Genomic DNA, 11,428 nt, shown 5'->3' with positions numbered 1-11,428 from the left:
TGATTATGCAGTTACTTTCGCAACAACACCAGCACCTACAGTACGACCACCTTCACGAATCGCAAAACGTAGACCTGGATCCATTGCGATCGGGTGGATCAATTCTACTGACATTTCTACGTTGTCACCTGGCATAACCATTTCTACACCTTCTTTCAACTGGATTGCACCAGTTACGTCAGTGGTACGGAAATAGAACTGTGGACGGTAACCATTTAGGAATGGAGTATGACGACCACCTTCTTCTTTAGAAAGTACGTATACTTCTGCGTCAAATTTAGTGTGTGGCTTGATCGCACCTGGTTTAGTCAATACTTGACCACGTTGTACGTCTTCACGCTTAGTACCACGTAACAACACACCACAGTTCTCGCCTGCACGACCTTCGTCAAGCAGTTTACGGAACATTTCAACGCCAGTCACTGTCGTAGTTTGAGTATCACGGATACCCACGATTTCAACTGATTCACCAACTTTAACGATACCTGATTCTACACGGCCAGTTACTACTGTACCACGACCAGAAATTGAGAATACGTCTTCGATTGGCATCAAGAATGCTTTGTCGATTGCACGCTCTGGCTCTGGGATATAAGAGTCAAGTGCAGCAACGAGGTCAAGAACTGATTTCTCGCCGTATTCGCCTGCATCGCCTTCCAATGCTTTAAGCGCAGAACCACGGATTACTGGAGTGTCATCACCTGGGAAGTCATAAGTAGATAGAAGTTCACGAACTTCCATTTCTACTAGCTCAAGAAGCTCTTCGTCGTCTACTAGGTCGCATTTGTTTAAGAATACGATGATGTAAGGTACACCCACCTGACGTGAAAGAAGGATGTGTTCACGAGTTTGTGGCATTGGACCATCAGTCGCAGCACATACAAGGATCGCACCATCCATTTGAGCAGCACCAGTGATCATGTTTTTAACATAATCGGCGTGGCCTGGGCAGTCTACGTGCGCGTAGTGACGAATTGGAGAATCGTATTCTACGTGTGAAGTATTAATGGTAATACCACGTGCTTTTTCTTCAGGAGCTGAGTCGATTTGTGAGTAATCTTTCGCTTCACCGCCGTAAGTTTTCGCACAGATTGTTGCGATTGCAGCAGTAAGAGTTGTTTTACCATGGTCAACGTGACCAATTGTGCCCACGTTTACGTGTGGTTTATTACGTTCAAACTTAGCCTTAGCCATGAGTTTTTCCTTTATAAACTGCTCATGAGGGTCGCTCATGAGCGCTTGGTTTTTTAACTAAAAATTAGTTTGGGCTTATAGTAATCGAAAGATTACTCGTCGTCACCTTTTTTACCGCCTGACTGGAATTTCGCAATAATGCCTTCCGCCACGTTACGTGGAGTCTCAGCATATTTAGCAAATTCCATTGAGTATGTCGCACGACCTTGAGACATAGAACGCATTTGAGTTGCGTAACCAAACATCTCAGCAAGTGGAACTTCTGCTTTAATGGCTTTTGTTCCACCAGGAAGATCGTCCATACCCTGAACCATACCACGACGACGGTTTAAGTCACCCATGATATCGCCCATGTAGTCTTCTGGAGTTTCTACTTCAACTTTCATGATTGGTTCAAGCAAAATAGGATCTGCTTTCATGAAACCATCACGGAAGGCATAAGAACCTGCCATTTTGAACGACAATTCATCAGAGTCGACATCATGGTAAGAACCATCAAATAATGTCGCTTTGATACCCACAACAGGGTAACCAGCCAAGACACCATTCTTCATACGTTCTTGAATACCTTTGTCAACCGCACCAAAGAATTCTTTAGGAACTACACCACCAACAACTTCTTCAGCGAATTCGTATTCTTTACCAGCTTCTTCAACATCAAGCGGCTCAAGACGAACATATACATGACCAAACTTACCTTTACCACCAGTTTGACGTACGAATTTACCTTCTTGTTCAACTGACTTTTTGATCGTTTCACGGTAAGCAACCATTGGTTTACCAATGTTCGCTTCAACACCGAATTCACGCTTCATACGGTCAACGATGATGTCAAGGTGAAGCTCACCCATACCCGCAATAATCGTTTGACCAGATTCTTCATCTGTACGAACGCGGAATGATGGATCTTCTTTCGCCAAACGACCTAAAGCGATTGACATTTTTTCTTGGTCAGCTTTAGTTTTTGGTTCAACAGCCAAAGAAATTACTGGCTCTGGGAATTCCATACGCTCAAGCGTAATGATGTTTTTCTCATCACACAGTGTATCACCTGTGGTTACGTCTTTAAGACCTACACACGCTGCGATATCACCTGCACGGATTTCATCAAGATCTTGACGTTCGTTCGCATGCATTTGCACGATACGACCAATACGTTCACGCTTAGACTTCACAGGGTTATATACTGGGTCACCTTGTTTAAGGACACCAGAATAAACACGTACGAAAGTCAAGTTACCTACGAATTTGTCATTCATGATTTTGAATGCAAGTGCAGAGAACGGAGCTTCGTCAGATGCTTCACGAGATGCTTTAGTTTCAGCTTTGTCGTCAAGAATACCTTCAATCGCTTTTACTTCTGTTGGAGAAGGTAAGAATTGAATCACAGCATCCAACATACGTTGAACACCTTTGTTCTTGAACGCAGAACCACACAGCATCACCTGAATTTCAGATGCCAATGTACGCGCACGAAGACCAGCGATGATCTCTTCTTTAGAAAGATCACCTTCTTCTAGGTACTTGTCCATTAACTCTTCAGAAGCTTCAGCAGCTGCTTCAACCATGTTGGTACGCCATTCATTAGCAGTATCAACAAGATCAGCTGGAATTTCACCGTATTCAAACTTCATACCTTGAGATGGTTCATCCCAGATAATCGCTTTCATTTCGATTAAGTCAACAACACCTGCAAAGGTATCTTCTGCACCAATTGGCACAACGATAGGCACAGGATTACCGCCTAAACGAGTTTTAACTTGTTCCACTGCACGGAAGAAGTTAGCACCAGTACGGTCCATCTTGTTCACAAATGCCAAACGAGGCACTTTATATTTGTTCGCTTGACGCCATACAGTTTCAGACTGAGGTTGTACACCACCCACTGCACAGTAAACCATGCACGCACCGTCAAGAACACGCATAGAACGTTCAACTTCGATCGTGAAGTCTACGTGTCCCGGAGTGTCAATTACGTTGATACGGTGTTGTTCGAACTGATTCGCCATACCAGACCAGAAACAAGTCGTAGCAGCAGAAGTAATGGTAATACCACGTTCTTGCTCTTGTTCCATCCAGTCCATTGTTGCTGCACCGTCGTGTACTTCACCAATTTTGTGAGATACACCTGTGTAGAACAAAATACGTTCAGTTGTTGTAGTTTTACCTGCATCGATGTGAGCAGAAATACCGATGTTACGGTAACGGGTAATCGGGGTTTGACGAGCCATGATGACTTACATTCCTAAATATGATGTTTAAAACAGGACGCACCAATACAGGATTGATGCGCGCGAATACTCACAGTGGGGGCAACTTAAATACCCGCAAATCCCCCGCTAGGGTAAAGTGCGATGTTAAATCGAGATGCGGTACGCATGAGTATTCTCCTGATAAGGGACTGTTTTATCCGCTTAGAAACGGTAATGAGAGAAGGCTTTGTTCGCTTCAGCCATACGGTGCACGTCTTCACGTTTTTTGATTGCAGCACCTTTGCCTTCAGCTGCATCAAGCAACTCGCCAGCAAGACGTAAAGCCATAGTTTTTTCAGAACGCTTTGCAGCAGCATCTACTAACCAACGCATCGCTAAGGCAGTACGACGGGATGGGCGCACTTCCATAGGAACTTGATAAGTAGCACCACCAACACGGCGTGCTTTTACTTCGACCATAGGGCGAACTTTTTCAAGTGTAGCTTCAAAAAATTCAACTGGGTCTACTTTGTTTTTTTCTTGAACGCGGTCTAAAGCACCGTAAACGATACTTTCTGCAATCGATTTTTTACCGTCTTGCATAACGTGGTTCATAAATTTAGCGATTGTTTGGCTGCTGAATTTTGGATCTGGAAGGATCTCACGAGCAGCGACTACGCGACGTCTTGGCATTTTAAAACTACCTATAAATATGACACTTCAGGGTGATCCAGCAGATTGTGCAAGTGTCATGCACGCTACGCTGGCCTTACTATACGTCGCTTGAATTTCAATTTGAAATCTGGACAAGCGAAACGCTAAAGGATTGCAGCTTGGAACGACTTAAGAATTACTTCTTAGGACGTTTCGCGCCGTATTTAGAACGAGACTGGTTACGATCTTTCACACCAGCACAGTCTAAAGAACCACGAACGGTATGGTAACGTACACCTGGTAAGTCTTTAACACGACCACCACGGATAAGAACAACACTGTGCTCTTGTAGGTTATGACCTTCACCACCGATGTAGCTAGAAACTTCAAAACCAGAAGTCAAGCGAACACGGCAAACCTTACGCATTGCTGAGTTAGGTTTTTTAGGGGTAGTGGTATAAACACGTGTACATACACCACGACGTTGTGGACAAGCCTTCAACGCAGGAACTTTGGATTTTTCAACCAAAGTTGTGCGACCCTTACGGATCAACTGATTTGTTGTTGCCATATGGCAATTCTCCCGTTAATAAAAAACCTCAAAAAGAAAACACCTCTTTTTGAGGGCATACAATTGTAAGCCAAGATATAAAAATGGTCAACATTGGCATGGTTCGCAAATGTTGACCATTTCTGGCATTGCTGTGCTTTTTATTGTTCAGCACCCTAACAGGCTTTGTTTAAGTTTTGATGACAAAAAAACTCTATTCAGCTTTAGGTTTAACGCTACGCTTGCGCTTCGGTTTAACAACCTCAGCTTCAACGTTGGCCTCTATCACTTCTAATTCAGGTACTGGTGCAGTTTTTTCAGTCAAGGCAGGCTGTTGTTCAGTTTGCTCATGCGGCTCAACGTATTGTTCAGCCAATGAATGAATACCCTCTTCAACCTTTTGCGCTGAATCCTGCTGTGTTGATGCAGTCCGAGGCTTACGCGCTTTAACTGTGACTTTCTTTATGCTTGCTGAAGTTGTCGGTACATCAACGCCTTGTTGAATTTCCTGAGTACTAGGTTGCTCTAGTTGCTGAGAAATGGCTTGAGTATTGGGACTGATCAATGAATGCTTGGCTTTTCCAACCTGTTGTTCCAAGGCTAGATATGCCTTAAGTGGCGAAATCTGTGCATCAGGATGTTGTAATAAATAATGACGTGCACCACCAAAAATTGCCTGAGATTTTTGCCCAGCATCTTCAATTAGACGCCAACTATAAATCGCACTCACCGTTGCTCCTGCAAGTGGACTTAATTTTCCAATCGCAGAAAACTTAGAAAAACCATTCAACCATTTGTATTTGAACTGTCCCTGATCATCAACCAACCATTTTTTTAAAAACTCAGTATCATTAGTTGAACCTAAAAGTTGCTGAAACTGTGATAAATCGTGGGTTTGTAGCATATTTTTTAAAGTCTTGATCGCCATGAGCAAAGTTTGCTTTTCTGCAACCAACCCCAAATCAATTTCTTTAAAAACAAATTCAACGATGTCCTGCTCTTGTTGTTGGTTCAGTTCAAAACCATGCGCACGACCTGTCTGATAGATCGTTCTTAACGCCAATGCCAGTGAAAAAGGCACATCAACCGCAGCACCGACTATACCTGTTGCACCACTGACAGCACCTTGAGCAACAGCTAAAATTTTATTTTGTTCAATCAATGCCTGACTGATCCGTTGTGAACGATCAGGGTTATTTTGAAGTTCTTGCAGTGACTTCGCACCTGCCTCTTCCAAAACCTTAGTGGCAGAGCTGGTTTGTTCGGTAAAATCATTTAATCGATCAAATAGATAATCTGAAATTTTTTCATTAATTTCTGGCGATAAAAAACTGGCCACACTGTAAATGCGATTGTAATGACGACCTAATAATTGCTGTGAGACTTTAGGTAAATGCTGACGCAACATTTGCTGTGGATTTTCGTATTGTTCAACTTCCAATGGATTTTTTACACGCGCGCTTCCATCTACTGTACGTGCCTGATCAACAGCCGTGTTTATTTTTGAAACTGTGCCAGGTGCAACATGACCCAAAGCATTTAAACCACTGGAACTGAGCTTTTTAGCCACTCCAAATGCCGTGCCAAGCAAACTTTGCGATTGATTATTATTAGAATTTGTCATCAAGTACCTCTATGTTTTGATTCTTGCATTTAGTGATAAATACTAGGTGTAGTGTGGACTTATCTCAACTTTAATCTGTTTCTTTTGGTAAAGCATTGTCTCAAATAACCTAGATACCACATGATTTTTGTCTTTGTGCAATGCGCATAAAATTTGCCATAAGAATTGAAAATTCTTTCTGTTATCATGATATCAATCTCAAACATGAGTGACGCAATTCTTCGGGCTTTAATCTCCCTCTATCAATAATGTCGAATTTCGTCGCACTCAAAACCATCACCATATAAGGGATCTGTAGATGAAACGTGTTGTAATCACTGGCATGGGGATTAACTCATGCATCGGTAACTCCTTGGAAGAGGTCACTCATTCACTTCAAAATGGAATCTCTGGGACACGTTTTAACCCATCTTATGCTGAACTCAACTTTAAGAGTCATGTTAGTGCGGCAGCGGAACAAAACTTTGATCATATTGATCGTAAAATTAAACGGTTTATGGGCGTGTGTGCGATGTACGCATACAATGCAGCAGTCGATGCAGTTCAACATGCTGGCTTAAAAGTCGAAGATTTAGCAGGTAATCCGCGTTATGGTATCGCGGGTGGTAGTGGTGGTAACTCAACACATTCTGTGGTTGAAATGGTCGAACTACTTGAAGAAAAAGGTGCACGTAAAGTCGGACCTTTCTTTGTACCGCGTAATATGAGTAACACCATTACTGCAAACGTAGGCGTTGCGTTTAAACTTCAAGGCGTGGCTCACTCTATTACCAGTGCATGTGCAACTTCTGCCGATGCGATTGGTTATGCCTTTAACCTGATTCAACTTGGCAAACAAGATTTAATGCTGGCAGGTGGTGGTGAAGAAGACCACTGGTCACAAAGCCTATTGTTTGATGCCATGGGCGCATTATGTTCAAAATACAATGATACACCTGAAACAGCTTCTCGCCCCTATTCAGCAGACCGTGATGGTTTTGTGATTGCGGGTGGTGGCGGTTTTGTGGTGCTTGAATCACTTGAACATGCTCAAGCACGCGGTGCAAACATTCTTGCCGAAGTTGTGGCTTATGCGGCAAACTCTGACGGAGCAGATATGGTTGCTCCAAGTGGTGAAGGTGCAACCCGTTGTATCCTGATGGCACTGGATGAAGCCAAACAACATGGTGTAGAGAAGATTGACTATGTCAATACACACGGCACTTCTACACCAGCGGGTGACGTGACTGAACTTAAAGCCATGGAACGCGCATTTGGTGAAGGTCAAGTTCCAGCGATCAGCTCAACCAAATCGATGACAGGTCATAGCTTGGGCGCAGCAGGTGTGCAAGAAGCGATTTATTCTGTCCTAATGATGCAAAATGACTTTATCGCACCGAACATTAACGTGACTGAATTGGATGAAGGTGCTAAAGGTTTTGATATCGTACTTGAAAAACGTGATGCAAAACTAAATACTGTGATGAGTAACAGTTTTGGCTTTGGCGGCGTTAATGCCTGCCTTATTTTCAAAAAGTGGGATGCCTAATATCCCACTAGGGATAATCGATGGATGCACCGACTGATGCTTTCCTTTGGGTAAAAGCATTACATATCATAGCTGTAGTATGCTGGTTCGCGGCATTGTTTTATTTGCCGCGTCTCTATGTCTATCACGCCATGAGCGAAGATACGATTAGTCATCAACGCTTTGAAGTGATGGAGCGCAAACTATATCGGGGAATTATGTGGCCATCCATGATTGCCACTTTAATTACTGCTCACTTTTTGGTGGATTGGGGTGATGCCACACAGCATTATCATCAGGCGGTATGGTTTTATCTCAAGGTTGCTTTAGTTGCGCTTTTAGTGATTTACCACTTTGTCTGTGGTTACTATCGCAAAAAATTGATTGGCAATGCGCATTATAAATCACATAAGTTCTGGCGGTTTTTTAATGAAATGCCAACTCTGATTTTATTTGCTGTTGTCATTTTAGTGGTGGTTAAACCGCAATTTTAAAATAGACGATACGCACTGAAAGCCTCAGTTGACCTGAGGCTTTTTTCTAATCCATGTTTGTCTAATCTTATGATTTAAAGGCGTAGAATAATATTTTTCAATTAACCAGCTAAAAACAAAAGTTCCCACAAAAAAGATTAGCAGCAGCATGAGTTTCTGATCAGGCAAGGTGGTTTTAGGAAAATACAAAACTTTGATCAATCCCAAAATAATCAGATGAAATAAATACATTTCGTAGCTGCGCTGTCCAATCCACACCATGATTTTTGAAACAATCGAAGTTGCCGGGGCTTGTGGACGTTGAGCAAAACAGAAAATCAAGATTGCTGTTAATAACGCAAATACAGTCACACTCCATGTACTCACCTCTTTAATGGGCGCATAGAGATATAACATGCTCATCAAAAAAACCAACACAGGAATTATCCATTTCATCTGGACAGCTTGGATCGAAAATTTCTGGGCAAACAAAGCCGTCAAACAGCCTAGTGCAATACCATCAAAACTGGAGAAATAATGATAAAGATATGCCCCACTTTCTTCGCCAAAATGTAGTGAACGGAAATATGGTGCATAGGCAACAATCAATACAAGAAATAAAACAAAGGCTTTGCCTCTAGCCAATGTTAAACATAACAATGGAAATGCGAGATAAAATACTTCTTCAACTGAAAGTGACCATAATACGCCAAGCGCATAATTGACCCAGCCATATTCAATAATCAGGATATTCATCCAGAAGGTAAAGGCTGCAAAAACCGTCAAGCCATAAGGAACTTCAATACCATTCGGTGTTTGGTTTAAAAATGGCTGGAGTCCTAGACATCCCAAAATGGTCACCATCACAACGAGCAGCACCAGACAAGGAATAATCCGTGCCACACGGCGAATATAGAAATTTTTAAGTTGTATCTGCGCTAGGCTAGCGTTTCTTTGTAAGGTATGTTAGGTAATTAAAAACCCCGAAATCACAAAAAACATCGTCACACCATAATTACCATTGCGGGCAATTAAAGTACTTAAAGGCTCTCCAAACACTGAAATGCCTAACCATGTATCATGTAACTTATAAGGAATATTAAAATGATGCAGTAACACCAAAAGAATAGAAACACCTCTTAAGATGTCAATTTTATAATTTCGCATAAGTTTCAAATTGTTCAGCCAACGGAATCATCCATTGGGTCTAGCTAAAAATAGATCAACAGATTCGTTTTTTATTGGGTTGGATAGACTAAGAAGCCAAGTGCTTGCGCCTGAGCCAATTGTTTTTGATCGATACTAAATATTGCAACTTTACCATCTGGCGCACCACACATCTGAGGCCGCATCATGCCATCATGTCCAACAGATTCGGCATAGACGTGGATATGTTTTGTCTGCAATTGTTGTTTCAATACTGAAATAGTCAAACCTTGCTGTTCGCACTGTTTCCCTTGAAGTGATTTGGCCACCTGTACCCGCTGACCAGAATCAGCGTTTGGAAATGCATGGCAAGCGGCCAAACCCGATATTAACACAGTGCTTAGGACTAAATTTTTCAACATGAGTACTCCCTGATACTGATGACTTATTATTGGGACATCATCATAAAATAAAGTCTAACCAGATGCTGTTCGGATTTGGTATTTGTCTATTCAGGTCAATAGATCGAGTAATTGCTTAAAACTTTTGATTTTATACTTAGGCGCTGCCAAATTAAGTTCTTGTTCGGAACCATAACCGTATTCTACTGCAACAGTTTCAATGCCATGACGACGTGCACCTAAAATATCATGTTCACGATCCCCAACCATTAAACATTCAGCAGGATTTAATTGTTCTTTTTCGAGTATGTAGGCGATCAAATCGCCTTTATTGGTTCGCTCACCGGTCAACTCACTCCCATAAGGATGTGTGAAATATTGTAATAATTCAAAATGTTCTAAAATACGCACCGCATAGACATGCGGCTTTGCAGTGGCTAAATACAATTGATAACCTTGATTTTTAAGTGTCTTCAAAGTCTCAATGACATCGGGATAGAGTTCATTTTCAAATAACCCTGTCACTGCAAAACGCTCACGATACCCTAATAAAGCCTGTTCAGCCAAATCATGAGTTACATCGACATTCATAATTTTAGCGAGTGAAGCTTTCAAAGGTGGCCCAATGATCCAGTCAATATTTTCATGATCAGCAATAGGGTAACCCACTTTATTTAAACCGTAACGGGCTGAAGTAGTAATCCCTACTTTCGGGTCAGTCAAAGTTCCATCCAGATCAATCAAAATATGTTTTACTTCGTTCACAAATTACACTCAAATCAAAAACAGTTAAGACCCATAAAACTCTATGAAAAATAGGGTCGAGACTTTGCTCAAACTTGCCTATACTAACCCAAATTGAACACTTTAAGGATACTAACTGTGCGCCCAACCGTACTTTGTTTCTCTGGTCTTGATCCTTCAGGCGGAGCTGGATTACAAGCCGATATTGAAGCCATTGGACAAAGTGGTGCACATGCCGCGATCGCCTGCACAGCACTGACCATTCAGAACTCACAACAAGTTTTTGGCTTTGAAGCCACATCCAAAGAATTGTTACTCGCTCAGGCGAATGCAGTTATTAAAGATTTACCAATTAAATGCGTCAAATCTGGCATGTTAGGCACAACAGATAATATCGCGGCACTTGCGCAATTTTTACGTGAGCATCCAGATTATCTATATGTACTAGATCCTGTTTTAGTCGCTAATAGTGGTGGTTCTTTAGGAGATCAGGCTACTTTGGTTCAGGCTTTTGTTGAACTGATTCCACTTGCCACAATTTTAACGCCAAATACAGTGGAACTACGTGCGTTAACAGGACTGGATGACTTAGAAGCAGCGACCCAAAAATTATTTGAAATGGGTGCAAAAGCCGTTTTAGTCAAAGGTGGGCATGAAGCCACACCAGACTATATTCGCAATATTTTATATATGAATGGTGAACGTGTAGCTGAAAGCACCTGCCCCCGATTGGAAGGTGAATATCATGGTTCAGGTTGTTCTCTGGCAAGTTATATTGCAGGTCGTCTAGCTTTGGGTGATGATTTAAAAATTGCAGTAAAACATGCCGAAGTATGGCTATTTGGAGTATTAAAAAATGCTGAAACGCCTGTTCCGAATGGGCAAAAGATTCCAAAACGATTTTAAATTAATGCTCAATCACAAGAAAGCTGGGTGCTTTCTT

General features: G+C 41.9%; 10 protein-coding genes and 1 pseudogene. 3 read left to right on the top strand and 8 right to left on the bottom strand.

Translation table 11 applies throughout. From position 1 onward, the window contains the following. Positions 1-3 precede the first annotated feature (3 nt). The 5 genes from tuf to J500_RS11205 all read right to left on the bottom strand — a co-directional run bounded on the left by tuf (position 4) and on the right by J500_RS11205 (position 6,214). Positions 4-1,194, bottom strand: a complete 1,191-nt coding sequence (gene tuf / locus J500_RS11225; protein WP_004991043.1) for an elongation factor Tu — start codon at positions 1,192-1,194, stop codon at positions 4-6. 92 nt (positions 1,195-1,286) lie between these two features. Further along, entirely contained in the window at positions 1,287-3,425 is a 2,139-nt protein-coding gene (gene fusA, locus J500_RS11220; protein WP_004995932.1) for an elongation factor G, read from the bottom strand. 183 nt (positions 3,426-3,608) lie between these two features. After that, positions 3,609-4,079 (bottom strand): 30S ribosomal protein S7, encoded by a 471-nt coding sequence (rpsG, locus tag J500_RS11215; RefSeq protein WP_004901967.1) that lies wholly within the window; start codon positions 4,077-4,079, stop codon positions 3,609-3,611. Positions 4,080-4,236: 157 nt separating this feature from the next. Continuing rightward, positions 4,237-4,611, bottom strand: coding sequence for a 30S ribosomal protein S12 (rpsL, locus tag J500_RS11210; protein WP_000246374.1), 375 nt, complete (start codon positions 4,609-4,611; stop codon positions 4,237-4,239). Between the two features lie 193 nt (positions 4,612-4,804). Then, positions 4,805-6,214: an EcsC family protein gene (locus J500_RS11205; RefSeq protein ID WP_004995930.1), complete on the bottom strand. Its 1,410-nt coding sequence runs from the start codon at positions 6,212-6,214 to the stop codon at positions 4,805-4,807. Between the two features lie 298 nt (positions 6,215-6,512). On the opposite strand from J500_RS11205, the gene J500_RS11200 reads away from it, so the two are divergent. Both J500_RS11200 and hemJ read left to right on the top strand, forming a co-directional pair. Next, a complete protein-coding gene (locus J500_RS11200; RefSeq protein WP_004991050.1) occupies positions 6,513-7,742 on the top strand; it encodes a beta-ketoacyl synthase N-terminal-like domain-containing protein in 1,230 nt (409 codons plus the stop codon). Positions 7,743-7,762: 20 nt separating this feature from the next. Continuing rightward, positions 7,763-8,215 (top strand): protoporphyrinogen oxidase HemJ, encoded by a 453-nt coding sequence (gene hemJ, locus J500_RS11195; protein WP_004991052.1) that lies wholly within the window; start codon positions 7,763-7,765, stop codon positions 8,213-8,215. Between the two features lie 24 nt (positions 8,216-8,239). Here hemJ and J500_RS11190 read toward each other — a convergent pair. The 3 genes and pseudogenes from J500_RS11190 to J500_RS11180 all read right to left on the bottom strand — a co-directional run bounded on the left by J500_RS11190 (position 8,240) and on the right by J500_RS11180 (position 10,506). Further along, a pseudogene (locus J500_RS11190) lies at positions 8,240-9,361 on the bottom strand (acyltransferase family protein). A 71-nt stretch (positions 9,362-9,432) separates the two neighbouring features. After that, positions 9,433-9,762, bottom strand: coding sequence for a hypothetical protein (locus J500_RS11185; RefSeq protein WP_004995923.1), 330 nt, complete (start codon positions 9,760-9,762; stop codon positions 9,433-9,435). Between the two features lie 90 nt (positions 9,763-9,852). Next, positions 9,853-10,506: an HAD-IA family hydrolase gene (locus tag J500_RS11180; protein WP_004995919.1), complete on the bottom strand. Its 654-nt coding sequence runs from the start codon at positions 10,504-10,506 to the stop codon at positions 9,853-9,855. A 117-nt stretch (positions 10,507-10,623) separates the two neighbouring features. Between J500_RS11180 and J500_RS11175 the strand changes: the two genes are divergently transcribed. After that, positions 10,624-11,391 carry a hydroxymethylpyrimidine/phosphomethylpyrimidine kinase gene (locus tag J500_RS11175; protein WP_004995916.1) on the top strand — a complete coding sequence of 256 codons (768 nt, stop codon included), beginning with the start codon at positions 10,624-10,626 and terminating at the stop codon, positions 11,389-11,391. Positions 11,392-11,428: the final 37 nt, after the last annotated feature.

The organism is Acinetobacter sp. 479375 (assembly GCF_000581715.1).
GTDB classification, from domain to species: Bacteria; Pseudomonadota; Gammaproteobacteria; order Pseudomonadales; family Moraxellaceae; genus Acinetobacter; species Acinetobacter ursingii.
Note: the sequence above shows the minus strand (reverse complement) of the source record. Positions and strands in the feature narration are given on the sequence as shown.